We start from the raw sequence: 26,067 nt of genomic DNA, 5'->3' as shown, positions 1-26,067 counted from the left end.
TTAAAAGTTAAATCGAATACCTGCCGATAATTCTATACGGCTAAGACCTTCTGCCTGACCATCTTCCAGGCTACTGGTTTCGTCTCTGTTATCAGCCACCACAATATAATGCGCACGCCTTAACGTGCCACTTAAATAAGACAATTGCGCCCCTAAGGCAATATGATCGGATACTTTAAAATCATAACCTATTTCTGTAACAGCTCCTACTGTACCGCCTGTCATCTGGTAAGGCAAACTCAGATAAGTGCCTTCTTCGGTATAGCCCAGGTAACCTAAAGATATTCCCAGTATCAACGCTCCTGTTTCGCTGCTATTATTTACACGTCCGCCAAAGGTGGCGCCTATAAAGTTGGTGGATTTGGTGGTTTCAGAAAATCCGCTAATATTCCCATTTGCCCCAACAGATACTCCTTTACTAAAACGGCTGAATTTAACTCCTACACCCCAATTTTTTCCAAAAAAATACATTACGTCCCCTCCATATACAAAACCCGAACGTAATTTGTTGATATAATCCTTCTCGCTTTGTGATAATCCTGAGGCAGTTTTAGCAATATGATATCCCCAGCCACCGTTTAAGGCAATACGAATACGGGAATCGTCACTTTGGGCTGTGGCATGATAAACAGAAAGCAACAGAATGGCAGAAAGCACAGTTTTAATGGTGAATTTGGTTACGATACTTTTCATAACAGTGAGTCTAAGGTTTAGAGTTAATTGTATTGTCAAATATATATTTTTCATCGTTTATCGCTAAAAATCTATCCATAAGCACCTTTTTAGGGTATAAAAACAGGAGATTCGGCCCTTTTAAACGCTTTTTCGTCAACAAAAAAAAACCGGATATAAACAAATGACTATTTATGCTATCCGGTTGTGAATAGGTATCAAATGCTTGTACTTTTTCCCCGCGTTCTACTTTTTGAAACATATATTATACATTTGACGCCGGAAACGATTGCCCCCCATTGAAATTTAAAAAATTATTGCATGGCGTTAGTAGACCTGGTGATGCCCAAATTGGGTGAAAGTATTATGGAAGCCACTGTGTTAAGGTGGCATAAAAAAACCGGCGACACTGTTGAGCTGGAAGAAACCGTGCTTGAAATTGCTACCGATAAGGTAGACAGTGAAGTGCCTTCTACCGCAGCGGGTGTTATAACCGAAGTACTGTTTAACGAGAACGACGTAGTTCCTATCGGTACTGTTATAGCCCGTATAGAAACAGCTGCCGTTGCACCAGTTGAAACGCCTGCAGCACCAGAGCAAGCGCCAGCTATTTCAGAACGGGTGACAGAAGAACCTGAGCCAGAAGTACCTTTTGTACCTCAGGAACCTGTGCATGCACCAGCAGTAGAAAACGCTGCACCTGCTACCGGCGGAGCACGTTTTTACTCTCCATTAGTATTGAATATTGTGAATAGCGAAGGCATCAGCCTGGCCGAACTGGAAAAAATTCCAGGAACAGGCAACGATGGCCGCGTTACCAAAAAAGATATTTTACAATATGTGGCCCAACGTAACGCTGGCACTTTGCCACAACCTGTTGTTGAAAACAACGTGGTGGATCCAGTAGCTGCTACAACTACGCCAGAACCGGTGGCACAACCTGTTAGCACAGAACAGCCAACCGTAGCACCTGAAACAACTACCCCGGCAGTCACTGAACCTAAAACCACAGTGCCACAAACCGCTGTTACAGCAACTACTACTCAGGCTCCCGTAACTTATCCAACCGGTAATGTGGAAATTATAGAAATGGACCGCATGCGTAAGCTGATTGCCAAACACATGGTAGACAGCGTACACACCAGCCCGCACGTTACCAGCTTTGCCGAAGCAGATGTTACCAATATGGTACAATGGCGCGACAGGGTGAAGAAAGACTTTGAAAAAAGAGAGAATACCAAAATAACCTTTACCCCGCTGTTTATTGATTGTATAGCGCGTGTTATTAAGCGTTACCCTATTATCAATAGCTCGGTAGATGGCGATAAAATCATCCTGAAAAAGGACATCAATATAGGTATGGCAACAGCATTACCTTCCGGTAACCTGATTGTACCTGTAATTAAAAACGCCGATTACCTGAACCTGGTAGGCTTAAGCAAGGCGGTGAACTTTATGGCCGACAGCGCCCGTAACAACCGCTTAAAACCAGATGATACCCAGGGAGGAACATTCACTCTTACCAATGTGGGCACTTTTGGCAGCCTGATGGGTACTCCTATTATCAGCCAGCCACAGGTAGCTATCCTGGCCGTAGGTGCTATTAAAAAGCGTGCGGTGGTAATTGAAACCGAGCAAGGCGATACCATTGGCATCCGTCATATGATGTACCTGAGCATGAGCTACGATCATCGTATTGTTGACGGCAGCATTGGCGCATCTTTCTTATCAGAAGTGGCCAAAGAATTTGAAAACTGGGATCCTAACAGAGGAGTATTATAATCAATAGTATAGTGAAACTGAATTTCTATAGGAAAGCCATCATGTTTATGATGGCTTTCCCTTTAACTACTGCATCAGCGCTTGCCCAGAACGACAAACTGGGCTCATGGGATATTACCAATTTATCGTTAAGCCTGGACAAAAAGTTTTCGTTGTGGCTGGAAGCGCAAACGCGCTCACAAAAGCTTACGACCGACTTCTATTACCATGAATTTAAAGGCGGCATTCAATACAAACTGGTAGACAAAGCCACTATAATGGTGGGCACCGGAGACTATAAAACCTATAGCACTCCCGGTAATTTTAAAACTCCCATGCAAGTAAAAGAATGGCGCTTATGGGAACAGTTAGTGATCAGCAATAACATTCACCGTGTAAAACTGGAACATCGTTACCGGATAGAACAACGTTGGATAAACGGTGAATTCTTTAATCGCTTCCGTTACCGGATTAATCCTATCGTACCTATCAACCACGCTTCTATCGTTCCAAAAACGTTATATATAAGTGCTTTTGATGAGGTGTTTTTTACCAATACAGCACCCTTCTTTGTACGTAACCGCTTTTTTGCAGGAGCAGGTTTTCAGTTTTCTAAAGTAGTAGCTGCACAAGCTGGCTGGATACGTCAGTTCGATTATAGAAAAGCCGATGATGGCAGTGGCAAAAACTTTATACAAACATCCCTGCTGTTTACATTAGATAAACGCATTTTTGAGAAGGAGCATTTCCCTAATACTATGGATTAGTTTTATCGGCCATTTTTTTGTAAATTCAGGATAAGTAAAATGTACCAGTATGCAACACTTATCTGAAACATGGTTTGCGGATGGATATATTGATTTTGAGCTAAAGAAGTATACGCTACTGGCCTATTTACAGGAAATAACCAGATACTTCGATCAGAACAAATTGTACCCGCAACTGGCCGATGTTATCTTCCATCACAATAACCTGCTCGCATTCCGCAAAAACAAACGATACCTGCAGGAACAGTTTCCCAAGCGGTTAACCGGTATACAGATTGAGCAATTGCAGCTGCTATACGAGCAAATGATTGAAGATGATGAACTGATGGTAGAGCTGGAAGAAATTATTCAATATGCCGCTGATAAACTTCAGGTAACTATTTCCAGCGGTACAGAAATTTATGAATTTGTTGAGGATAAAATGACCATCACTCCTATTGGTTTAATTCCATTGGATTTAAACGAAGGATACATGTTTTTATCGGGCAACAAAACCAAAGAAACGCTGGTATATCAATACCGCCTGAGCATATTTGAACGCCACGATGAAAAGTACCGCAGTATTAAAACAGAATTTATAGCCACCTGGCGGCGCACCATGGTGAATACCTATGAGCATATCAAAACAGAACTGATACGCAATAGAAGCATGCTACCAAACCCGGCCGTGTATGCTATTGATGTGCCACTGGCCTTTCCGATAGAAGAAACTTTATTGCCTATAGCCAAGCGAAGCCTGGTGCGTTATATCAGCACTTAATGTATAATAAACATAAAGGCCTGTATCATCATCAGAGATACAGGCCTTTATGTTTATATTCAATGTTGTCTATAATCCCCAGGTACGCCCTTTCATTACAGCTGGAACACCATCTGTAATCCATGGTGCGGGCTTCTCGCCTTTCAGCAGCCAGTCAAAGAACTGTTGCTCGCGAACCTGAATATCTTTACGATTTCTTCTTTCCACCAGGTTGTGTGCCTCGCCGTTATAGTTCAGCATCCAAACCGGTTTGTTTAACCTGCGTAAAGCTGTAAAGCATTCAATGCCCTGGTACCAGGGTACAGCCCCATCTGCATCGTTAGCCATTACCACCAGCGGTGTTTTCACCTTGGCAAAGTGGAATAACGGAGAGTTTTCAGTGTATAAATAGGGCTTGTCCCAGATGGTAGCCCCTATACGGCTTTGTGTATGCTCGTACTGGAATTGCCTGTTTAAACCACTTTCCCAACGAATGCCACCATAAGCACTGAACATGTTCACTACCGGTGCCCCTGCCCACGCAGCTGCATACAAATTCGTTCGGGTAATGAGGTAAGCTGTTTGATAACCACCCCAGCTTTGACCTTGTAAACCTATTTTAGTGCTATCAATAAAACCTTCTTTAATCAATGCCCTTGTGCCACTTACAATATAGTCGTAAGCACTTTGGCCTGGATGGCCATTGGTGTACCAGATATCAGGTACAAACACCACATAACCACGGCTTACAAAGAAAGAGATGTTTAAACGGGAAGGCGTTGGCGCAGGTGCCAGGTAGTTATACAGTGTATTATTGTTACGCTCGTAGAAGTATACGATCATAGGATACTTCTTCTTCGCATCAAAATTTTCAGGCTTATATAACACACCTTCGGTTTGCTTACCGGTATAAGCTTTCCATTTGTATAAAGAAGCGCTACCCCAGGAATAATCGCCCTGCTGCGGGTTGGTAGTTGATAATTGCTTTTCATTATCGCTTTCTACACTACGTGTATAAAGATTAGGAGAATTGGTGAAGTTTTCTTTAGTATACAATAACACCGTTCCTTCTTTCGCTTTTTGTACATTGCTAAACATGGCAGCACCAAACGAATAAGGCTGCAACCATAAGGTAACAGGCTGTACACCTTCTGTTAATGAAAGCGTAGCCAAACCGCTGTATTTGGTATTATCATCAAACAAACGAAATAATACTTGCTGGCCAGCTGTCAAAAACTTCTCGTCTTCATTGGTATTGACATACCTGTATTCCAGTGCATTTTTGCGACCATTGGTAATGTTTACAGATTTCTCTTTTGCTTCCGGATCTACTTTCCACACATCATACTTATCATAAATAAATACATATTTATCACCTTCCATCCAACGCATAACACCGTGTGGGTTAGGATCGTCCGGCACATCATTCTCTTCGTCATACAAAGGCACTTTCACATCAGCCGCTACTGCATAGGTATTGCCGGTAGTGGTGTTATAGATGCTATAGCTACGTTTGATATCGTTATACAGCAGCAAGTATTTGCCGGTATAGGATGGATAGGTAGCACCTTTAAAGTCTTTTACAATCAGCTTTTTAGCACCTGTTACAGGATTGATAGCATACACATCTTCCAATACATATCCCTGCCACTGAGCAGCGATACGTTTACCAAAATCGTTCTCAGCATAGAACACAGCGCCATCCCCTTCTGCTGTGGGCTTTACCAGGCGGAAAGCGGTATCTGCTAATTGTACCACCTGTTTATTGGCATCATCCCAATAGGCCAGGTAGCTTTTTTTCAACTCTTTGTTGAGGTTGTATAACTGCACTGTTTGCAGCGCATCGTCTTTATAGTTCCATACATCTACTGCTGCACGTTCAAACTCCGGCAGCGTGGTGTCTTTAGGAGGTAGTATAGGAGCAGTTCCCAGGAATAACCTGTTGCCGGATTTGCTGAAAGTTAAATCAGCATTTTCACTGATGCCCCAGTTAGGCAATACCCCTTTGGTAAACCTGTCGGCCAGTAGTTTAGCACTATCATAGCCAGATGTATAATACCATAAACGATAATATTTTTGAACGGCTTTAGCACTGCTGTCACGTTCAGCCACAAAAGCTAAACGGGTAGCCGCTTCATCCAATGCAAACGCACGGGCATCGTTAAAGCCTTTCATTACCGTATCAACCTTGTTATTGCTTAAATGCTGCCATAATACCAATGCACGGCTGGTGCTATCTGCATTCTTTTTGGTAACACGTACCACCAATGCGGTTGCTTTTTTATCGAACAGGTAATCGTTTACCAGTTCGTATTTCTTTTCCTCGCCTGATACCAGGTTTTTCAGTACCAGCGTGGTGCCTTCTTCCACTGTATTGTCATCTTTTTTACCAGTGGCTTTATTACCTGCAGGCACTTTAGCCTGTATAGCGGTAAAACCTGTCGTTTTTATTTGGGTAAGCTTATTACGCAGGCTATCGGCTGCACGCGATAAGCTATCGGCCATGCGCACCAGTTGTGCAATACGTGCTGCTGAATCCAACACAGGCTTTTCGGCTGCCGTTGCCGGTGTTTTCTCCAGCAGGTAGGCCAGCCAGCCGCTACCATCTTCCGGCACTTTAAAAGACTTCACCAAAGCCACTTTTACCAGGCTTTTTGTGCTGAGATTATAAATAGCCAGACTGTCTTTAGGCATTTCTTCCGGCTTCTTCTTTTTAATACGGGCATCGCGCGTGTCTTTAAACGCAGGCTTTATCTTACAAATCACAAACCCATTGTCGTTGGTAATTTTAGCCGCATAGCCACGGGCAATTTCCACTAAGCGTGTTCCATCAGCCTGCTGTATTACAAGGTTGGCATCACCTTCCTGTGGCGATACGGTATACACCACATACCTGCCGTTATTACTGATTTGCTTTTCGGAAATACTTTGCCAGCTGTCGTAAACGGAGTGATCCAGCGGCTTTTTCTGTGCATGGGCAACCTGCATACAACAGGCAGCAAGCCAGCCGCACAGCAACATGGGGGATATTCTCATGAATCAATTATTTAAAACTAAAATTAATTATCAGCAGGCAATGTTATGACCATATTCCTGCAAAAGAGGAACAAAAAACGGCAAAACACTGTTACATAACAAAGAATTGGTATGTTTATACAAAGCAAAAACCGGATGAAGTACTTTGTTTATTCCTGCCTGTTACTGGCATTATTTACTGCAAAAGCCCACGCACAAATAAAGCTATCCAAACAATGGACTACCGACTCCATTCTCCAGGTACCGGAATCAGTACTTTACAGCAAGGCAGATAATATACTGTACGTTTCTATTATAGGCGGCAATCCTGCTGTAAATGGCAAGGGAGCTATAGCCAAACTCACACAGGAAGGGCAGATTATAGACAGCAACTGGATTACCGGGTTAAATGCTCCTAAAGGACTAGGTAGATATGGTAACCTGCTGTATGTGGCAGACGTAACAGAAGTGGTGGTAATAGATATAGCCAAAGGGGCTATTGCCTACAAAATACCTATAGACAGCGCCGTTTTCCTGAATGATATCACCATTGATATTCAAGGCGCTGTTTATGTAAGTGATTCCCGCAGAAACACAGTTCACGTCATTCGCAGAAAACAAGCTTCCCTGTATTTATCTAACCTCAATAATGTAAACGGATTATTAGCTACTCCGGAAACCTTTTATGCCGTATCGGCCGGAAGACTGCTGGCCTTTGACGAAGCCAAAAAGATGACGGTGCTGGCCAGTGGTATGGAAAAAAGCACAGATGGGTTGGTACAGCTGTCGGAAGAGGAGTTTATTGTTTCGGCCTGGATTGGCGTTATATACTATGTAAAAAAAGACGGCACTGTTCGCACGCTGGAAGACTTTAGATCCACGCAAACGAACACTGCCGACCTGGGATATAACCCTAAAACCAAAACCTTATTTGTGCCTACTTTTTACAAGAAAAGCGTTATGTCGTATAAAGTATATTAGCCCTTTTGGTTTTACGGGCCTGTATTACAATACGCATCATCTGCAACACTACTGCCAGTAAAATGAGTAAGAAGCCGATATAAAAGTTCACGTTAAAGCTTTCGTTTTCATGAAAGATCGCAAATGCCAGCAACACGCCATACACCGGTTCCAACGTAAGCGTGAGGTTCATAGTAAAAGCGCTGAGCTTTTTTAAAGCTGCTATGTACAGGATAAAAGTAAAAATGGTGCACACAATACTTAACACCAGCAACCAGGCCCAATCCCACTTCACAGGTAAAATGGCATCCGTAGGAAACAGGTAATGATACAAAGGCATTAATACCGTTAAGCCCAGGAAACCGCCGGTAAGCTGGTATAAAGTGATGGTATTGGGCTCGTAGCCGTTTACCATTTTCTTGTTCAGCACAGAAACCGTTACTGTTAATAACGCGGCAATTAAGCCAATATAAATGCCGGATGAAAAGCTAAGATTGGATAAATAGATAATGCCAATGCCCGCCAGTGCAAATAACCCCAATACCAGTTCCATCGGGTTAATGCGTTTTCTGAAAAACAATGGTTCTATAATAGCCGATAAAAGGCCGGAAGTAGCCAAACAGGTTAATGCAATGGAAACGTTGGAGTACTTAATGCTGCCATAGAAAAACAGCCAGTGAAGCGCCAGGATAGTGCCAATGGCACCTATTTTCAGAAATCCACGCGTGTCAATACGCTTAATTTCACCTTTCCACCAGAAAAACAACCAAAGAAATATTACGGTAAGAAGTAACCGCCACCATACAAGCCACCCTTCGTTTAAGGAGATCAACCGGCCTAAAACACCTGTAAAACCCCATAAGAAAACAGCGGCGTGCAATCGAATCAACGCACTTTTCATGGCGCAAAATTACGCCAATTCCCGTTAATTATCAGCGCCCACCATTTCTTCGCGATGGCGCACCTTTACGTTCGAGGTGGTGGTCATATTTACGCGCCTGCGGTAGTTTTTAAACATGCTTTGCCACTGAATTTTCAGCACACCCAGCACGCCCTCTTTGATAATACCCTTGCTCATTTTGCTCACCCCTATCTGGCGGTCAACAAACACAATAGGCACTTCTTTAATTTTAAAACCAAGTTTCCACGAAGCAAATTTCATTTCAATCTGGAACGCGTAACCCACAAAGCGGATTTCATCGAAGTTGATGGTTTCCAGTACTTCTTTTTTATAGCATACAAAGCCGGCGGTAGGATCTTTTACCGGCATCCAGGTAATGAGTCTTGTATAAATAGAACCACCACGTGAATACAAATGACGGTCGAAAGGCCAGTTTTCAATTTTACCACCCGGTACATAACGGCTGCCTACTGCCACATCCCCGCCCTGGTATTTACAGGCTTCGTAAAGCCTTTCCAGGTCGTTAGGATTGTGCGAAAAGTCGGCATCCATTTCAAAAATGAACTGATAATCTCTTTTAATAGCCCATCTGAAACCATGAATATAGGCAGTACCCAAACCCAGCTTTCCTTTGCGTTCTTCCAGGAACAGCTGTCCCGGATAAGAAGCAAAAAGGCTTTTCACAATATTCGCTGTACCATCGGGAGATCCGTCATCAATAACAAGCACGTGATAATTCTGCTTCAAATTAAAAACGGCTTCCAGGATAGATACAATATTATCCTTTTCGTTGTACGTTGGTATTATAACGAGCTTTTCCAATTCTGTAGGGGATTGCTAATAATGTAAAACTAACCTTTTACAGGATTATGCCAAAACTGTCAGGCCTTTTTTAACAGTGTTCGGTTTAAAATTTCGGTTAATTTTTGCTTGGTATTCATCGCAAAATCGCCTTTCATCATCCAATCATAGTATTGAGGCTCAGATTTTAACACATCGGCCACTGCACGGCCTTTATGCTTACCAAAATTGAACACTTCTACCCCATTTACTTTGATTAAACGGCGGGCAAAATCAACAATATCGTCTTCACCGGTAAATTTAACGATACTATCTACGGTATTACCAATACTGGCATAACGCTCTACCTGTGCATCTAAAACTTCCCAGGTAGCAGAAGCGTCCGCTTCCGCGCTATGCGCATCTTCCAGTGTTTTATTGCAGTAGAATTTATAGGCAGCACTCAGCGTGCGTTGCTCCATCATATGAAACACGCGCTGTACATCTACCATTTTACGGCCGTCAATGCTAAATTCAAGACCTATGCGCAGAAACTCTTCCACAAGCATAGGGATATCAAAACGGTTACTGTTATAACCACCTAAATCACAATTTTCCAGGAACTGTTTTACTTCATTGGCAACGTCCTTAAAGCTGGGCGCGTCTTTCACCATGTCATCGGTAATACCATGCACATCGCTGGAGCTGGCAGGTATAGGCATTTGTGGGTTCAGCAGCCTGCGTTTAACGGTTTTAGTACCGTCGGGCATAATTTTCACGATGGCTATCTCAACTATTCTGTCAATACCAATATTTACACCGGTAGTTTCCAGATCAATAAATGCTAACGGACGGGTAAGCTGCAAATTCATAATAAAACAGGAATGTTTTTGAACGCGCAAAATACCTAAAAAACATACATCAGCGATGTTGCGTATAATAATTTGCTGGTAAAGATTGTTTCAGCAACATGGTTTCGTGTGGGGTCAAATGCTGTACAGACGTGGTATTCAATGCATCATACAATTGTTGCTCCGTTCTGATGCCTACTACTGCGCTGCTGATAACAGGCTGTTGTAAAACAAACTGAATGGCTGTTTGTGCTGCACTGCGTTGAGTACCAGCTACCTGTTGAATAGCTTGTGCAGCCTTTGCTACATCCTGCACTGTATAGTCAAGATAAGGCTCTGGATTTTTTCCTGCCAGCAGGCCCTTAGCCACACTGCCCCTGGCCAATATCCCAATATTATGTTGTTGCAATAAAGGCAAACAGGTTTCTTCCGGGCGCCTGTCTAGTAAGCTGTATTGCATCATTACACTTACGATGTTGGAGCGTTCTACGTAAGCCCTGATTACGTTAGGACGAATAGAGGAAATACCGTAGTATCTTATTTTTCCCTGTTGCTGTAGTAATTCAAATGCACTGATGGTTTCATCTATATCATCTTCCAGGGTGCCGCCATGCAACTGGTACAGATCTATATAATCTGTTTGCAAACGACGCAGGCTATCATCTACTGCTTTCAGAATGTAGTCTTTACGCGGGTTCCAATCCCAGCCACTGCCATCTTCGCGCCATTGATTGCCTACCTTGGTAGCTAGTATCACCTTGCTTCTGTGTGGTTTCAGTAAACTGCCCAGCATTGTTTCGTTGAAGCCTTTATCATATAAATCAGCCGTATCAAACAGGTTAATCCCATTATCCAATGCCTGTGTTATCAGCTGTTTATTTATTGCTTCATCAGCCCCTAACGACATGCAACCAAAGCTTACTTCACTTACACGCAACTCAGATGATCCTATACTACGGTACTCCATGAATGAATATTATGGGTTAGTACTCCACAAACCGGCTTCTTTTACAAACACACGGCGATTGAGCTTCAACTGACTAACAATCAATTCGGCAAAGTCTTCTGCCTGCATTACTTTCTCGGGATTGCCGTCGGTTAGTTTTAAATCGATAGCCATATCCGTGGCAATAGTGCTGGGCGTTAAGGTAGTTACACGAATGTTTGATTTACGCACTTCCTGCATTAACGATTCGCTCATACCTATTAAACCAAACTTAGATGCACTGTAAGCGCTGGTTACCGCTGCACCGTTTTTACCGGCAGTAGAAGAGATGTTTACAATATCACCTGTTTTGCGTTCCAGCATAGAAGGTAATACGGCACGCACCATATAGTAACAACCAAACAGGTTCACTTTCACCACATACTCCCACTCTTCCGGCTCCAGCTCCATAAACTTGGCAAACTTGCCTACACCTGCATTGTTAATGAGTATATCTATAGCACCTAATTCGCCAGACAGTTTAGCCACTGCACTGTTTACAGATTGTATATCAGCCACATCCGCTGTAGCATATGCCACCTTCACACCCGATTTAGCCACCTCTGCTGCTACCGCTTGTAAATCAGCTTCTGTACGGGCAATTAAAGCCAGGTTTGCCCCTTCTGCCGCCAACGCCAATGCCACTGCTTTTCCAATTCCTTTGCCTGCACCTGTTACCAGGGCAATCTTTCCTTTTAACGATTCCATATTATGCTGTTTTTCTTTCACTAATCCACTATCCCCGCTGCAAAGCCGGTAATATCCAAACCATCATATACACCACTGCTCATAAACAACACACTGGCATTAGTATAGGTTTGCTGTTGCAGCCATTGCCACAACAAATCTTTATCTGTAAACACTTGTAGTCCTTCTTTAGCAAAGCCTGCTTTTACTATATCTGCGGGTAAGTCCGGCATCCGCTTCAACTCTAATGCATGCTTGCTGTAAAACACCACAGCATGATCAGCTTTATCCATGGCACCTTTATATTCCTGCATAAACTGTTCGTTTAAACTGCTATAGGTGTGCAGCTCTAACACAGCATATAAAGCACGGGTAGGATATTGTTGTTTTACGGCTTCAATAGTAGCTTTTACCTTGCTTGGGGCATGGGCAAAATCGCGGTATACATTCACCGTTTTGCCTGCTGCCATTAACTCTAAACGCTTGGCAGCCCCTTTAAAATTGCTGATGGCTTTTACAAAATCAGCAGCCTGCATGCCCAGTTCTTTACAAGCATACCAGGCAGCATTCAGGTTCATGAGGTTATGGTTGCCAAACACCTGCATATCACCTTCCACTCCTTCCAGCTGAATGCGTGTTTTACCATTTTCTATGGTATGTGCAGGCACGCCATAAGGCTGATAACGAATATCAGTACGGTGATGGCTGTTAACCAATTCTTTCAGCACCGGATCTGTTTCGTTATAAATTAAAATGCCATCTTTTTCTATTTTATCAATAAAAATGCGGAATTGCTCCAGGTAAATATCAAACGTAGGAAACACATTAATATGATCCCAGGCAATGCCTGTAAGTATAGCTACATGTGGGAACAGGAAATGAAACTTGGGTCGTTTTTCCAGCGCACTGGCAGGGTATTCATCTCCTTCGCACACAATAACAGGTGCGTCAGTAATGTTTACACTTTGTGCAAAGCCATCCAACTTAGCCCCTACCAGGTAATCAAAAGCCTGGTGTTGCTGTTGCAGCACGTGCATGATCATACTGGTTGTGGTAGTTTTTCCATGACTGCCCCCCACAATTACCCGTTTTTTCTGCTTGCTTTCCTGGTATATATATTCGGGAAAAGAATAGATTTTTAACCCCAGTTCACGTGCTTTTACCAGTTCGGGGTTGTCTGCCTTGGCATGCATACCCAAAATAACTGCATCTAAATCAGCAGTTATCATGTCTTCCTGCCACCCTATTTTAAGGGGCAACAATCCTGCTTTTTCCAAATTGGATTTTGCTGGTTCGAAGATCTCATCGTCTGTACCCGTTACCTGGTACCCTTTTTGTCTTAATGCTATGGCTAGTTGGTGCATTACGCTGCCACCGATAGATATGAAATGAACGCGCACTGGTGATATTATTTATGCGAAAAAAAATCGATGTCAGGCCATAAAAGTCGCGAAACCTGTATCTTTGGATGAAGGTAATACACAAACGAATTATTTACTCAATTGTTGAATAAAATGAAGAAAGTACTCCTTGCTATTGTATTGATTGGTTGCGTTGCAACTTTGATGACCTCCTGCTCTGGTTCACGCAAAGGAATGGGATGTCCAAGTCACAACCCTCGTTATTTCCGTTCTTAATACATCGCTGTATTGTATGAACTGGATTCAACTAACGACAACTGAACAACTGGATAGCATTAAAGAAAAATCAGGCCAGGTTCCCCAGGTTATTTTTAAACACAGTACCCGCTGCAGCATTAGCAGCATGGCGCTGGGAAGATTAGAAAGAGCAACGGTTCCTGAGCATGCAGATTTTTACTACCTCGACCTGATAGCCCACCGCGATATTTCTAATAAGATCGTGGAAATTTTTCAAGTTCACCATGAATCCCCCCAGGTACTGGTTATTAAAGATGGCCAATGTACCTACGACGAAAGTCATATGGGGATTACGATGGACGAAATTGCCGCACAGGTTAACTAGTATCAATCTTTATAACTTATTAATACTGAAAGGTCCGCCATAAAATACGGACCTTTTGGTATTTTTCATCCGTACCCGCAGCCCCCAACTCCTAGCTGGCTGATAATCAGCACATTCCCGTTTCACCTTCTCCATTTTCCGCGATTCGTAAGCTTCATTTTAGCTCCCTTTCCGGCATACAAGCCTTCAATTAATTATCTTTGCATAAATTTTATTTTATTATGAGCCGTAAAGGAAAGGTTTTGGTTGCTATGAGTGGCGGTATCGATAGTACCGTTACGGCTCTCATGCTACATCATGAGGGTTACGAAGTGGTGGGCATAACCATGAAAACATGGGATTATGCTACCAGTGGTGGTGGTCATAAGGAAACTGGCTGTTGCAATATTGATAGCTTTAACGACGCACGACAGGCAGCCGTACAACACGGTTTTCCACATTTTATATTAGATATAAGAGATGAGTTTGGCGATTTTGTTATCGAAAACTTTGTAGAAGAATACCTGGCCGGACGCACACCTAATCCATGCGTTATGTGTAACACACATATCAAGTGGAAAGCATTGCTAAAAAGAGCTAATGCGCTGGATTGTGAATTTATAGCCACCGGGCATTATGCCAATGTGCTTCAAGCCGAAAACGGCCGCTATACCCTTAGCAAAGGCCTGGATGAAACCAAAGATCAGAGCTATGTGCTGTGGGGACTGGACCAGGAGCTGTTAAGCCGTACTATTATGCCATTGGGTAAATATCGTAAAACAGAGATACGCCAGATGGCGCTGGATTATGGCTATCCCGAACTGGCTAAGAAAAGCGAAAGCTATGAAATATGCTTTGTGCCTGATAATGACTATAGAGGCTTTTTAAAACGCCGTGTAGACGGGCTGGAAGATAAAGTAGCCGGCGGCTGGTTTGTTGATAAAGAGGGTAAGCGTTTAGGGCAACATAAAGGGTATCCTTTTTACACCATTGGTCAGCGTAAAGGGTTGGATATTGCCTTGGGCCGTCCTGTATATGTAACCGCCATTAATCCTGATAACAACACTGTTGTATTAGGTGATGAAGAAGAACTGGAAAGAAGTGAAATGCAGGTAGGTCGTATTAACTGGATCAAGTATGAAGGCATTACCGATGGTATGGAAGCCATTACTAAAATACGCTATAAAGACAAGGGCGCTTTAAGCAACCTGTATACCAGTGACAATGGTTTGCGCATTCGCTTTTACGAAAACGTAAAAAGTATTGCACCAGGCCAGAGCGCTGTGTTTTATGAAGGAGATGAAGTAATAGGCGGTGGTATTATACAAGGTGGTATGGGCTCACCCTTTTTGCTGTAACACACCCTGCATAGCAATATATTCAGAAGGGCGTGTACCCACTATTTTACGAAAAGTATTACTAAATGTAGGCACACTGTTATAACCCACCATATAGGCGGTTTCATTAACAGTGTGCTTTTCTTCTAATAGCAGCTGCAAGGCTTTCATCATACGCTGCAAAGTAAAAAACTGCACAAAGGTCATATTCAGTTCCTGCACAAACACCCGCGCCAGCGTTCTTTCGCTATATCCAAACCGTTTAGCTATATCCGGGAACAAAATATCTTCATCCATATGCGCATACAGGTAGCGCACCACTTCCAGCAACCGCTCTGTTTTAGGATAAGGCAGGGAAAAAGGCAAGCTGTATTGACTTATTTCCGGCAGTATATACTTCAACGATAACACAAAATGGTAAGCCGCTTTTTGTTCTGCGGTAACCTGCCCATTCCATCTATCTGTAAAAAATAACATCTCCAGCAACAGGTCGTTCACCGGGTAAATGCCTATGTGACGGTAGAATTCATTTTCGCCTTTTTCAACCGGAAAATACAGGTTGCGCATCATCACATGTTCGGCATTGGCCCGGATGCTGTGGATCCTACCGGGCGGAATCCACATATAATGCCGGGCGGGTAAAAAATAATTTTGCTCGTCTGTTGTAACATGCACAATCCCACCTTCTGTATATAAGAACTGGCCTTTCAGGTGGTTATGACGGGCAACATGGTTCTCACCACTGTCCGTTTTGCCCATATAATCATGATTACAGTAAACGTTTAGCGGAAATGCGTCTACCGCCACCAGGTGACTATCGTGAAAACTACTGGATTGCATGGCAGAATTGAATAAATATTTGACTTACAAAGATAATTACGCCTTAGCGAAATGTGTGAACTTTGTCAATGGAAAGACGCACAAAACCAACGCATACCCCAGTTCCTCCCTTTCCACAACAACGGATGCCGCCATTATAAACTTATTTATGAAAACGATACAACAGCCGTTAAAACGGCTACTTTCCCTCATGGGCCTGCTACTGCTTTGGGTATACGGCAAGCCACAGGACACAACAGAACACCACACAAACACGGTCACTATTTCATTGAACCAGGCGGTAACCATGGCCCGTGCAGGCAATAAAAGCCTGCAACGCGCCGCTCAGCAGCAACATATGACCTATGACAGGATTGGCATAGAAAAAGACAACCAAACGCCTGAAAGAAGTGCAGGCATTGAAAGGATAGCGGAGCATTTCAATAACATATCCGAACGCATTAATGCCCAAATGAAATACTACCAGCTTTTTTATACAATAGGAACTTTACAGGCAACACCTGCCATGTCTTCCTTAAAACCAGAATAACAAACACATTTATGAAAAAGAATAACACATTATTTCATCATATACTCACCGTATTGGCCACACTGCTGGTAATAGCAGGTATAGGCACAGGCATTTACTTCTTTGTATTTTACCACAATCACGAACAAACGAATGATGCACAGGTAGATCAATATGTAACACCGGTCATGAGCCGGATTACAGGCTATGTACAGGAAGTAAAGTATGAAGAGAACCAGTTTGTACACAAAGGAGATACACTGGTAATAATAGATGATCGCGAATTTAAAACCCGCTTATCACTGGCACAGGCCGATCTGGAAGCTGCTGAACAAACCGTAGATGTGCTGCATAAAGGCGCACAGGCCATCAGCACCAACACCAGTATTAAAAAAGCACAGATAGATGCAGCGAAGGCTGAACTTTGGAAACATACCCAGGATTATAAAAGATATGAGAACTTATTAAAAGAAGAAGCGGTTACCGAACAACAGTACGAGCAGGTAAAAGCTTCGTATGAAGCAGCACAGGCCCATTATAATGAGCTAGTGAGCGGTTTGCAGGCTGCCAGCCTGGGAACAGAAGAAGCCACTTCGCGCGTAATACCTGCCGCCTCTTCTGTAAAAGCCAAACAGGCAGCGGTTGACAATGCTGCATTGTTTGTATCCTATACAGCAATAACAGCCCCTTATGATGGATATACCGGTCGTAAAACCATACAGCCCGGACAATTGGTAAAAGAAGGGCAAACGCTGGTATCAGTAGTAAGCCAGGAAAAATGGATTACAGCCAACTTTAAAGAAACACAGGTTCAAAAACTATCTATCGGTCAACCGGTAAGCATGAAGGCAGATGCTACGGGCGATGTTATCATTCATGGAAAAATTCAATCGTTATCTCCTGCTTCCGGCGCCCGTTTTTCATTACTGCCACCAGATAATGCCACAGGCAACTTCGTAAAGATTGAGCAACGGATTCCCGTGCGTATTGAATTAATTGATAATGATAGCATTACCCGCTTTTTACGGGCAGGGATGAATATTGTTGTAACCGCTAAAAAAGAATAACAGACTTTATCATTTATTATGCAAACCAATACCATTTTTAAAACATGGGCTCCTAACTGGCTGATAAAAGGTGTACTAATATACTGTATGCTGCCTTCGATGATGTTGCTGGGGTTGTATAATTCCAACGCCACTTATACAGCCAGCTACCTGGATATTGACCCGGAAGACATGCAATTTATCATAAGCCTTACCTATGGAACCTTGCTGGCAACGGTGCTGATTGAAGGGCGTTTTTTCAAATACTTCCCCACCCGTAATTACTTCCTTTTTATCAATGCCGCCAGTGCCTTAGTATTAATACTTTCGGCCTACACCAGCAATTACTATCAGTTTACTTTACTACGTATTGTGGAAGGGCTTTGTATGGCATTACCGGGTGTATCGTTACGCATGTTGCTGCTTTCGCGGTTTCCATCTAAAAGCGCAACCATTGTCGTATACAGCATATTCTACGGACTGCTGCTTTGCTCTTCCACTTTTACCATTCACCTGATGGTTTGGATGATGGACCATTACGATTGGCTGCACATGGCTTATGGTGCTGCGTTTTTCCAGGTAGTGGGTATGGGATTGATGCTGTTAGTATTTAACACCAACCGCTATGGCCGGAAGATTCCTCTATATCAGGTTGACTGGATTAGTTACCTGCTGGTGTTACCAGGTGTACTATGCGGCTCGTTTGTGCTGGTATATGGTGAAAAGAAATACTGGTTTGACTCTGCACAAATTGCCGTGTACGCTATTGTAGCCGTTGTGTTTATGGGCCTGTTTGTGTTAAGGCAATTGCGTATTAAACGCCCGGCATTCAATATGTCCGTGTTTTTAAACCGGCAGGTGACTACCGGCATGGTATTGTTTATATTCTTTTATATATGCCGGGCTACATTGAATATGTGTTATGCTACCATGGGCGAAGTATGGAAATGGGAACCAATGCACATGTACAGTACATTAATGTAGCAGGTTTGATTACAGGAATTATTATAGCTGGCATACTATTGAAGCAAGGGATATTGAACCACTACATCATTATAGCAGGCTTTTTATGTATGGCTGTATATCATTTCTGGTTTACCTTTTTGTTTGTACCCGATGCTTCGCTGAAACAAATAGCTATACCTTATTGCTCACAGGGTGTAGGCGTAGGACTGGTGTTTGTGCCGCTGGTGTTATATACCACATCTGCCATACCTTCTACTCTATCCTTATCAGCAGGTTTTGCCGGTGTATCAGGCCGCTTCTGGGGCACCAATATTGGGTTTTGTTTATTACAGAACGCCAAAGTGTTTCTGCAACGAAATCACTACAGCAAACTACAGCAATTTGTAACACCCGAAAGCACCGAAACACAAAGCAGGCTGGCATCATTAACAGCCAGTTTCACCGCCAAAGGCTATACACCCGAAGCCGCTGCACAGCTCGCTTACCAGCAAATCAATGCTTCGGTAAGCAGGCAAAGCATGCTACTATCCAATATGGAAATTTATACCGCTATTGGCTGGGCATTAGTTATAGTAGTGCTGTTGCTGGTGTTAAGCAAGCCGTTGCTATTCTCTTTTCATAAAATGAAAGAAAGCACCTTACAATTGTTACCTAAAACGTTGTGGTAATAAACTGCTATGATTTTACGAATAAAGCGGCATACATAGTATCCGCTCTTTCTGTAAAGCCCTGATATAAACCGGAAGCAACTACCTGCATGCCGGTTTGCTCCTGTATGTAGGCCAGCTGCTCTTCATTTTCTTTTTTAAACACCGAACAGGTAATGTACAGGAAGTAACCATTCCTAGCTACCGCTGTAGCTGAGGTAGCAATAATCTGCTTTTGCAGAATGGCATATTGCTGTATTTGTGCAGGGGTAAAAAAAGTCAATTGCTCGGGCGTTCTGCCCCAGGTACCGGAGCCACTGCAAGGAGCATCGCAAATAATCACATCAAACTTTCCGGCAAACATATCTGAGCGCGGAATACCTGCTTTACTGGTAAGATCTGCCACAAACGACTGATAATTTCTGATACCAGCTTCCACAAAGCGCTGTTTGAGGTTGTGAATAATGGAAGCTCTTACATCCGATACAGTTAAACGGATATCAGGTAGCATATCATAAGCCAGTATCGACTTGCCACCGCTTGCTGCACAGCAGTCCCACACCTGGTTTGTACCCGGTTTGTGTATATGTGTAAACAATGAACCTATTCTTTGTGAAGACAAATCCTGCACTACCACCTGCTGATTAATTTGCAGCAACTGATCGGCCTTACTTCCAGGCGCTAAGGCTATGCAGTTTTGTTCAGGCCTGGAATAGACAATATTGTTGTTTTCCAATACCTGTAATACTTGCTTCTCCTGTCTGGGACGGATACGCAAAAACACTAAAGGTTGTTGTAAATGGCTTTGTGTAAAAGCTGCAGTGTCCATATCCGGGCTACATTCATCCAGCCAGGGAAATATACTTCCTGGTTGAAAAGCAATACCTTCCTGCTGTATAAAGGCTATACGTTGGGCAACTTCTTTAGAATGTGCTGTTACCCAGTCTTCTGAAAATAGCCCTGTCCAACCTTCTAAAGTATCACTGCATAGGTATAGAGATATCCTTATTCTTTCTTCGGCAGATAAATGCTGTAAAGCATTGCCTGAGCGAAAATAGCAATAACAAAGGTGGGTAATATGCCGGCGGTCTTTAGAACCATATTTCTTATCGGCGGCAAAAAACTGTTTGAGATAATGCTGTAAAGGCATGGCACCGTTGTACCCCGTAAGAGCGGTTACAGCATATTGTATATAACGATGGGCATATTGCACGCGGCAAATATACCCATCAATATCTTTATTCAGGCAGTGAGCCTATTTAATATATGTGCATACAAAGCTTGCAGAACCATTATAAGCGCTACCTATACCTGTGCCGCTACGGGTAACAGTTCCGGTAACCGGCATATCGTTCACGTTATAGGTAGTATTGATATAGTCGTTTGTAAAAGTGCTGTTCTCCGTACGTTGCACATACTCTGAGTAATAGTTAGGAGAAGACAGGCTTGGTAACGGTACTACAAATGCTTCTACTCCCAGTTTCAGCATCGTTTTATGTGTGCTGTAGGTGTAAGTAAGTGTAGAAGAGGATACATAGGTACTGCTGCCATCCCATGCCGCAATTACCTGCTTGGTTAAGTTGCCGCTACCGTCATAAGTATAGGTTTCGCGGGAATACTTTTGCAACATTCCGGCAAGGCCCCAATAGGTTTCTTTTTGAGAAACATAGCCGTTTACATCATATGTGTATACAATACTATCATTTAACACGAAGCCAGAAGCGTATTGAAAGCTGGTAACATAAGCTAACTGCTCTGTTCCACTTTTATAAAACACCTTATGCACAATAGAATCGTAACCGGAAGCTGTAGGGAAATTAGATTCGGTAGCAGCAATTAATTTACCACTGGAATTCCTGTCAAAACGATACTTTAGGGATATATCTGTGCCATTCGCGACACCGCTTACAGCGTAACTGGTAATTTTCTTATTACTATCCCAGGTGATATTCGTAGTATTTGACTCTTTACTGCCACCAGAAAGGGTGAAATCCTGCTGCAGCTTTACCAGGTACAGAGGAGCGGGTGTTGTATCAACCGGGGGAATAGTAATAACGGTGTCGATCTCGTTTGTTTCATCGGCCGGCAATGGTCCTAGTTCTTTCTGACATGAAAAAAATGTTACTGCCAGCATTCCTAAACAACCCATTGCCAAACGTTTCATAAGTAACCTTTAAGGATATAAAAAAGTTGATATGCAGCAAACATATCAACTTTTCAAGTCTCCTTCCGCCCCTCATTCAAGGGGCGATATATGTATAATATTTTACTTACAGTTCCAGCAGGCTCTTCACCGGATCTTTTCCTATCAGCAACAGCTCAGGATTTTCCAGTAATTCTTTCACCCTTACCAGGAAGCTTACGCTTTCACGACCGTCGATAATACGGTGATCGTAGCTTAACGCAATGTACATCATCGGCCGAATCACCACCTGGCCGTTGATAGCCATGGGGCGTTCCTGAATTTTGTGCATGCCTAATATAGCGCTCTGTGGCAGGTTGATAATAGGCGTACTTAATAAGCTACCGAATACACCACCGTTGGTGATAGTAAAGGTACCGCCCTGTAATTCATCCATGGTAAGCTTGTTGTCACGTGCTTTACCGGCCAGTTCTATTACTTTTTTCTCAATATCGGCCATGCTCAGGCTTTCTACGTTGCGAATAACCGGTACGGTTAAGCCACGTGGAGTGCTTACAGCAATGCTGATATCGGCATAGTCATGATAAGTTAACTGATCGCCATCGATGTATCCGTTCACAGCAGGCCATTCGCTTAAAGCGATAGCGCATGCTTTAGAGAAGAAGCTCATAAAGCCCAGGTTTACACCATGTGCTTCTTTAAACTTGTCTTTGTATTGTTTACGCACATCCATGATCCTGGTCATGTCCACTTCGTTAAAAGTGGTAAGCATAGCAGTGGTGTTTTTGCTTTCTACCAGACGACGGCTGATAGTTTTGCGCAGGTTGCTCATTTTCTCTACGCGCTTGTTGCGTGAGCCCAGCTCCTGACCACCAAATGCTTTTTTACCCGGATTATTTAATGCTTCCAACACATCCTGTTTTACAATTTTACCACCATAACCAGATGGGGTAATGTTAGCAGGGTTTACTTTTTTATCGGCAATAATAGCAGAAGCTACTGGTGTAGCTTTGATATCACCAGCCACTGTGGCTGCAGGCGCTTGTGCAGGAGTTGCTTCGGCTTTAGCAGCAGGTTTTGCTTCTGCTGGCTTGCTTCCGCCAACAGGTACAGCTACATCTGTATTGATTTTGGCAATAACATCACCAATTTTAATAACATCGCCTTCATTACCTACGGGCTGTAACTGGCCTGCTTCTTCAGCATTCAGTTCAAAAGTGGCTTTTTCGCTTTCCAGTTCTGCAATTACTTCATCGCGTAAAACCAGATCACCTGCTTTCTTCACCCATTTTAATATAGTTACCTCGCTGATAGATTCACCAACGGTAGGAACTTTCATTTCAATAATACCTTTGCCTACTGCTTTAGCTTCTGCTACCGGAGCAGGGGCCGCGGCTGGAGTTGCTGCGGGTGCAGCAGCTGGCTTGTCGGCTGCTTTAGCTGCGCCACCGGCAGGCTTGGCAGCAGTTTCATCAATATTGGCAAGTACACCACCAATTTCAATGGTATCGCCTTCTTTGGCAACTGTTTTTAAAACACCTGCCTGTTCTGCATTTACTTCAAATGTTGCTTTTTCGCTTTCCAGTTCTGCTATTACTTCATCGCGCTCAACGTATTCGCCATCCTTTTTAGTCCACTTCAACAGCGTAACCTCACTAATGGATTCGCCTACTGTTGGTACTTTAATTTCGATCATAACATTCTATTATGTTAGTATATTCTTCTGCCGGTAAGATAATTAAATATTGAATGCAGTGTCTATTATATCTGCCTGTTCTACAGCGTGCACCTTAGCAAAACCAGTAGCAGTAGAAGCACTGGCGTTACGGCTGATGATACCATAGTTTACAGTTTTCAGATTCATTTGCAGGAAGGAAGCAGCGCCCATGTTCAATGGCTCTTCCTGTACCCAGTACCATACGGCTTTGCCATATTGCTGGTATAGAGCTTCCAGTTGTTTCACCGGCAGCGGGTAAATCTGTTCTAAGCGAACAACGGCTACATCTTCCCTATTCTCTTTCTGCTTTCTTTCTGCCAGTTCAAAGTAGATTTTACCGGAGCACAATAATACCTTCTTCACTTTGCCTTTATTAGCAACAGTAGCATCATCAATTACTTCTTTGAACCCACCTTGTGTAAACTCGCTGATATGGCTGTAGCTACCTGCATGACGCAGGTTTGCTTTTGGAGACATGTTGATCAATGGCTTACGGAAAGGCCATGCTAACTGACGACGCAATGCGTGGAAGAAGTTAGCAGCGGTAGTAATGTTGGTTACTATCATGTTCATTTCCGCACTCATTTGCAGGAAGCGCTCTAAACGTGCGCTGGAGTGGTCTGGTCCACCACCTTCGTAACCGTGTGGTAATAATAATACCACACCGCTCATAGTACCCCATTTTTGCTCGGCGCTGGCAATATACTGGTCAATGATCATTTGAGCACCATTGGCAAAATCGCCATACTGCGCTTCCCAAACTACTAAGGAGTTGGGGTTGGCCATACCAAATCCATATTCAAAACCTAACACACCGTATTCACTCAGCAAAGAGTTGAACACACGAAGCTTGCCTTGCTGCTCCTGGAAATGATTAAGCCTGTTGTATTGTTCGTTGGTGTTTTCATCAAACATTACTGCATGTCTGTGTGAGAAAGTGCCACGTTTAACGTCTTCACCGCTTAAACGTACATCTTTGTTAGACACCAGTATGCTGGAGTAAGCGAGTAATTCACCGGTTGCCCAGTCAATTTTCTGCTCCGCTTCAAACACTTTTACTTTATCCTGTAATAATTTCTCTACTTTTTTCAGTGGGGAGAAATTGTCAGGCTTCTTCATCAAGCCATTGAATAAGCGGGTTACTTCTTCCGCACTGATAGCTGTTTCAGGAGATTTGTCGAAGTCTGTTTCTGTGCTTCTACGCAGTTCTCTCCACCACTCTTCCGGTTTTTGGAAAGTGTATGGAATTGGTTTTTGTCTTACTTCGTCCAGACGCTCCTGTAAGTCGGCCCAGAATTTCTTTTCCATTTCCTTTGCCAGCTCCTGTGCATCAGGTTCGCCGTTTTGCAACAGGTACTGAATGTACACCTCACGTGGGTTCGGATGCTTTTCAATTAAAGCGTACAGATTAGGCTGTGTAAACTTAGGTTCGTCACCTTCGTTGTGGCCATGTCTTCTGTAACACAGGATGTCGATATATATATCAGAATTGAAACGCTGACGGTAGTCAGTAGCAATTTCCACTGCTTTTACCACTGCTTCTGCATCATCACCATTAATGTGTAATACAGGAGATTGGGTGATAGCTGCTACAGCAGTACAATAATCAGAGCTACGTGCATCATCAAAATCGGTAGTGAAACCAATCTGGTTATTGATAACGATATGGATGGTACCGCCTACGTGATAACCAGGCAGCTCGCTCATTTGTGCTGTTTCGTATACAATGCCCTGGCCAGCCAGTGCCGCATCACCATGTATTAATATAGGCAGAATTTTATCGTAGTCTGCGTTATACAACACATTGGCTTTAGAACGGGCAAATCCTAAAACGATAGGGTTTACCACTTCCAGGTGCGATGGGTTAGGACATAATTGTACGTTGATGCTTCCACCAGCAGGTGTAGTGTGGTTGCTGCTAAAGCCCAAGTGGTATTTAACATCGCCACTACCCATGGTTTTGTCGGCAGGTATTACGCCTTCAAATTCAGTGAAAATTTGCTCGTAAGTTTTGCCTAAGGTATTGGCCAGTACGTTCAAGCGACCGCGGTGCGCCATACCAATTACTACTTCTTTTACGTCGTTGGCTGCTGCCTTGTTGATAATAGCATCCAAAGCCGGAATTAAGCTTTCGCCACCTTCCAGGGAGAAGCGTTTCTGACCTATATATTTAGTGTGCAGGAACTTTTCAAAAATAACCCCCTCGTTCAGTTTGCCCAGAATGTGTTTTTTCTGATCCAGTGAAACAGGTTGCTGTAATCTGTCTTCTACTGCCTGGGCCAGCCATTCAATACGCTCCATATCATTGAGCGCACTGTATTCTACCCCTACAGTAGTAGCGTATATTTTAGTAAGCTTGTCTACAATGGCCTGCAGGGTAGCTTTACCCAGACCAATAAACTTGCCTGCTTCAAATGTTGTTTTTAAATCGGCATCCCCTAACCCAAAATAACTCAGTTCCAGGTTGGCCCTGCGGTCTTTACGTGGTCTGATGGGATTTGTTTTAGCTACCAGGTGGGCCTTCTTTCGATAAGCCTGTATTAACTGGTATACACTAAATTCCTTCGTAAGCTGCGTACTGTCTACCGCTACATTACCATTTACTCCTGGCTTTCCGTTTCCGTTTACATTGGATATTGCAAAGTCAAAACCTTCAAAAAACTTCTTGAGTTCAGGATCAACGTTAGTAGGATTCTGTACGTACTCCTGGTATAAACTCTCAATAAAGGCTGGATGTGAGCTTGTTATATATGAAAAGTCCTTCATGCCAAGCGGATGTTTTT

At 43.2% G+C, this 26,067-nt stretch carries 23 protein-coding genes; 10 read left to right on the top strand and 13 right to left on the bottom strand.

The annotated features are described in order from the left end of the window. On the bottom strand, positions 1–693 hold the full coding sequence (locus tag FLA_RS02910) for an outer membrane beta-barrel protein (protein ID WP_076382047.1): 693 nt from the start codon (positions 691–693) through the stop codon (positions 1–3). 300 nt (positions 694–993) lie between these two features. Between FLA_RS02910 and FLA_RS02905 the strand changes: the two genes are divergently transcribed. The 3 genes from FLA_RS02905 to FLA_RS02895 are packed head-to-tail and all read left to right on the top strand — an operon-like array spanning position 994 to position 3,960. Continuing rightward, a complete protein-coding gene (locus FLA_RS02905) occupies positions 994–2,454 on the top strand; it encodes a dihydrolipoamide acetyltransferase family protein (protein WP_076382049.1) in 1,461 nt (486 codons plus the stop codon). A 47-nt stretch (positions 2,455–2,501) separates the two neighbouring features. Beyond that, positions 2,502–3,200 (top strand): DUF2490 domain-containing protein, encoded by a 699-nt coding sequence (locus tag FLA_RS02900; RefSeq protein ID WP_159445182.1) that lies wholly within the window; start codon positions 2,502–2,504, stop codon positions 3,198–3,200. Positions 3,201–3,249: 49 nt separating this feature from the next. Further along, positions 3,250–3,960 carry a hypothetical protein gene (locus tag FLA_RS02895; protein ID WP_076382051.1) on the top strand — a complete coding sequence of 237 codons (711 nt, stop codon included), beginning with the start codon at positions 3,250–3,252 and terminating at the stop codon, positions 3,958–3,960. Positions 3,961–4,029: 69 nt separating this feature from the next. On the opposite strand, the gene FLA_RS02890 is transcribed toward FLA_RS02895, so the two are convergent. Next, a complete protein-coding gene (locus FLA_RS02890; RefSeq protein WP_076382052.1) occupies positions 4,030–6,975 on the bottom strand; it encodes an alpha/beta hydrolase family protein in 2,946 nt (981 codons plus the stop codon). Between the two features lie 135 nt (positions 6,976–7,110). Between FLA_RS02890 and FLA_RS02885 the strand changes: the two genes are divergently transcribed. Then, on the top strand, positions 7,111–7,935 hold the full coding sequence (locus FLA_RS02885) for an SMP-30/gluconolactonase/LRE family protein (protein WP_076382085.1): 825 nt from the start codon (positions 7,111–7,113) through the stop codon (positions 7,933–7,935). Here FLA_RS02885 and FLA_RS02880 read toward each other — a convergent pair. From FLA_RS02880 to FLA_RS02855, 6 genes are read right to left on the bottom strand one after another with little or no spacing between them, the layout of a single operon-like run. Continuing rightward, positions 7,913–8,815: a DMT family transporter gene (locus FLA_RS02880; protein ID WP_076382053.1), complete on the bottom strand. Its 903-nt coding sequence runs from the start codon at positions 8,813–8,815 to the stop codon at positions 7,913–7,915. The genes FLA_RS02885 and FLA_RS02880 overlap by 23 nt on opposite strands. A 24-nt stretch (positions 8,816–8,839) precedes the next feature. Continuing rightward, positions 8,840–9,637, bottom strand: a complete 798-nt coding sequence (locus FLA_RS02875) for a polyprenol monophosphomannose synthase (protein ID WP_076382054.1) — start codon at positions 9,635–9,637, stop codon at positions 8,840–8,842. Between the two features lie 59 nt (positions 9,638–9,696). After that, the gene (locus FLA_RS02870) at positions 9,697–10,467 is read right to left on the bottom strand and encodes a 3'-5' exonuclease (RefSeq protein WP_076382055.1); all 771 of its coding nucleotides are present in this window, start codon (positions 10,465–10,467) and stop codon (positions 9,697–9,699) included. A 49-nt stretch (positions 10,468–10,516) separates the two neighbouring features. Next, a complete protein-coding gene (locus tag FLA_RS02865) occupies positions 10,517–11,413 on the bottom strand; it encodes an aldo/keto reductase (protein ID WP_076382056.1) in 897 nt (298 codons plus the stop codon). 9 nt (positions 11,414–11,422) lie between these two features. Continuing rightward, the gene (locus FLA_RS02860; protein ID WP_076382086.1) at positions 11,423–12,139 is read right to left on the bottom strand and encodes a 3-ketoacyl-ACP reductase; all 717 of its coding nucleotides are present in this window, start codon (positions 12,137–12,139) and stop codon (positions 11,423–11,425) included. 20 nt (positions 12,140–12,159) lie between these two features. After that, entirely contained in the window at positions 12,160–13,518 is a 1,359-nt protein-coding gene (locus FLA_RS02855; RefSeq protein ID WP_076382057.1) for a UDP-N-acetylmuramate--L-alanine ligase, read from the bottom strand. Between the two features lie 253 nt (positions 13,519–13,771). Between FLA_RS02855 and ytxJ the strand changes: the two genes are divergently transcribed. Both ytxJ and mnmA read left to right on the top strand, forming a co-directional pair. Beyond that, positions 13,772–14,101: a bacillithiol system redox-active protein YtxJ gene (ytxJ, locus tag FLA_RS02850; protein ID WP_076382058.1), complete on the top strand. Its 330-nt coding sequence runs from the start codon at positions 13,772–13,774 to the stop codon at positions 14,099–14,101. A 221-nt stretch (positions 14,102–14,322) separates the two neighbouring features. Then, complete coding sequence (gene mnmA / locus FLA_RS02845) at positions 14,323–15,438, top strand: tRNA 2-thiouridine(34) synthase MnmA (protein ID WP_076382087.1); 1,116 nt, start codon at positions 14,323–14,325, stop codon at positions 15,436–15,438. Here mnmA and FLA_RS02840 read toward each other — a convergent pair. Next, entirely contained in the window at positions 15,421–16,257 is an 837-nt protein-coding gene (locus FLA_RS02840; protein ID WP_076382059.1) for an AraC family transcriptional regulator, read from the bottom strand. The two genes, mnmA and FLA_RS02840, sit on opposite strands and share 18 nt — an antisense overlap. Before the next feature lie 148 nt (positions 16,258–16,405). Between FLA_RS02840 and FLA_RS02835 the strand changes: the two genes are divergently transcribed. From FLA_RS02835 to FLA_RS31630, 4 genes are read left to right on the top strand one after another with little or no spacing between them, the layout of a single operon-like run. Continuing rightward, positions 16,406–16,786, top strand: coding sequence for a hypothetical protein (locus FLA_RS02835; RefSeq protein ID WP_144264161.1), 381 nt, complete (start codon positions 16,406–16,408; stop codon positions 16,784–16,786). 11 nt (positions 16,787–16,797) lie between these two features. Further along, entirely contained in the window at positions 16,798–17,832 is a 1,035-nt protein-coding gene (locus FLA_RS02830; RefSeq protein ID WP_076382061.1) for an HlyD family secretion protein, read from the top strand. Between the two features lie 18 nt (positions 17,833–17,850). Then, positions 17,851–18,795: a hypothetical protein gene (locus FLA_RS31635; protein WP_076382062.1), complete on the top strand. Its 945-nt coding sequence runs from the start codon at positions 17,851–17,853 to the stop codon at positions 18,793–18,795. Beyond that, entirely contained in the window at positions 18,753–19,445 is a 693-nt protein-coding gene (locus tag FLA_RS31630; protein WP_076382063.1) for an efflux MFS transporter permease, read from the top strand. Before FLA_RS31635 ends, FLA_RS31630 begins: the two co-directional genes overlap by 43 nt. A 7-nt stretch (positions 19,446–19,452) precedes the next feature. Here FLA_RS31630 and FLA_RS02820 read toward each other — a convergent pair whose 3' ends face one another. From FLA_RS02820 to FLA_RS02805, 4 genes are all read right to left on the bottom strand, one after another. Further along, positions 19,453–20,637 (bottom strand): RsmB/NOP family class I SAM-dependent RNA methyltransferase, encoded by a 1,185-nt coding sequence (locus FLA_RS02820; RefSeq protein WP_076382064.1) that lies wholly within the window; start codon positions 20,635–20,637, stop codon positions 19,453–19,455. Between the two features lie 42 nt (positions 20,638–20,679). Beyond that, a complete protein-coding gene (locus tag FLA_RS02815) occupies positions 20,680–21,588 on the bottom strand; it encodes a hypothetical protein (protein WP_076382065.1) in 909 nt (302 codons plus the stop codon). A gap of 106 nt (positions 21,589–21,694) precedes the next feature. Further along, positions 21,695–23,263, bottom strand: a complete 1,569-nt coding sequence (odhB, locus tag FLA_RS02810) for a 2-oxoglutarate dehydrogenase complex dihydrolipoyllysine-residue succinyltransferase (protein ID WP_076382066.1) — start codon at positions 23,261–23,263, stop codon at positions 21,695–21,697. 42 nt (positions 23,264–23,305) lie between these two features. Continuing rightward, positions 23,306–26,050 carry a 2-oxoglutarate dehydrogenase E1 component gene (locus tag FLA_RS02805; protein WP_076382067.1) on the bottom strand — a complete coding sequence of 915 codons (2,745 nt, stop codon included), beginning with the start codon at positions 26,048–26,050 and terminating at the stop codon, positions 23,306–23,308. Between the last annotated feature and the right edge of the window lie 17 nt (positions 26,051–26,067).

The organism is Filimonas lacunae (genome assembly GCF_002355595.1).
Taxonomy (GTDB): Bacteria; Bacteroidota; Bacteroidia; order Chitinophagales; family Chitinophagaceae; genus Filimonas; species Filimonas lacunae.
The sequence above is the reverse complement of the archived record's forward strand: the minus strand, read 5'-3'. Positions and strand labels throughout refer to the sequence as shown.

Excerpts from the sequence above, each read along its gene's own strand:
- ytxJ (WP_076382058.1), top strand. The coding sequence starts at position 13,772 with ATGAACTGGATTCAACTAACGACAACTGAACAACTGGATAGCATTAAA.
- FLA_RS02890 (WP_076382052.1), bottom strand. The coding sequence starts at position 6,975 with ATGAGAATATCCCCCATGTTGCTGTGCGGCTGGCTTGCTGCCTGTTGT.
- mnmA (WP_076382087.1), top strand. The coding sequence starts at position 14,323 with ATGAGCCGTAAAGGAAAGGTTTTGGTTGCTATGAGTGGCGGTATCGAT.
- FLA_RS02880 (WP_076382053.1), bottom strand. The coding sequence starts at position 8,815 with ATGAAAAGTGCGTTGATTCGATTGCACGCCGCTGTTTTCTTATGGGGT.
- FLA_RS02905 (WP_076382049.1), top strand. The coding sequence starts at position 994 with ATGGCGTTAGTAGACCTGGTGATGCCCAAATTGGGTGAAAGTATTATG.
- FLA_RS31630 (WP_076382063.1), top strand. The coding sequence starts at position 18,753 with ATGGAAATGGGAACCAATGCACATGTACAGTACATTAATGTAGCAGGT.
- FLA_RS02805 (WP_076382067.1), bottom strand. The coding sequence starts at position 26,050 with ATGAAGGACTTTTCATATATAACAAGCTCACATCCAGCCTTTATTGAG.
- FLA_RS02895 (WP_076382051.1), top strand. The coding sequence starts at position 3,250 with ATGCAACACTTATCTGAAACATGGTTTGCGGATGGATATATTGATTTT.
- FLA_RS02815 (WP_076382065.1), bottom strand. The coding sequence starts at position 21,588 with ATGAAACGTTTGGCAATGGGTTGTTTAGGAATGCTGGCAGTAACATTT.
- FLA_RS02840 (WP_076382059.1), bottom strand. The coding sequence starts at position 16,257 with ATGCAATCCAGTAGTTTTCACGATAGTCACCTGGTGGCGGTAGACGCA.
- FLA_RS31635 (WP_076382062.1), top strand. The coding sequence starts at position 17,851 with ATGCAAACCAATACCATTTTTAAAACATGGGCTCCTAACTGGCTGATA.
- FLA_RS02835 (WP_144264161.1), top strand. The coding sequence starts at position 16,406 with ATGAAAACGATACAACAGCCGTTAAAACGGCTACTTTCCCTCATGGGC.
- FLA_RS02885 (WP_076382085.1), top strand. The coding sequence starts at position 7,111 with ATGAAGTACTTTGTTTATTCCTGCCTGTTACTGGCATTATTTACTGCA.
- FLA_RS02870 (WP_076382055.1), bottom strand. The coding sequence starts at position 10,467 with ATGAATTTGCAGCTTACCCGTCCGTTAGCATTTATTGATCTGGAAACT.
- FLA_RS02900 (WP_159445182.1), top strand. The coding sequence starts at position 2,502 with ATGATGGCTTTCCCTTTAACTACTGCATCAGCGCTTGCCCAGAACGAC.
- odhB (WP_076382066.1), bottom strand. The coding sequence starts at position 23,263 with ATGATCGAAATTAAAGTACCAACAGTAGGCGAATCCATTAGTGAGGTT.
- FLA_RS02910 (WP_076382047.1), bottom strand. The coding sequence starts at position 693 with ATGAAAAGTATCGTAACCAAATTCACCATTAAAACTGTGCTTTCTGCC.
- FLA_RS02860 (WP_076382086.1), bottom strand. The coding sequence starts at position 12,139 with ATGGAATCGTTAAAAGGAAAGATTGCCCTGGTAACAGGTGCAGGCAAA.
- FLA_RS02830 (WP_076382061.1), top strand. The coding sequence starts at position 16,798 with ATGAAAAAGAATAACACATTATTTCATCATATACTCACCGTATTGGCC.
- FLA_RS02865 (WP_076382056.1), bottom strand. The coding sequence starts at position 11,413 with ATGGAGTACCGTAGTATAGGATCATCTGAGTTGCGTGTAAGTGAAGTA.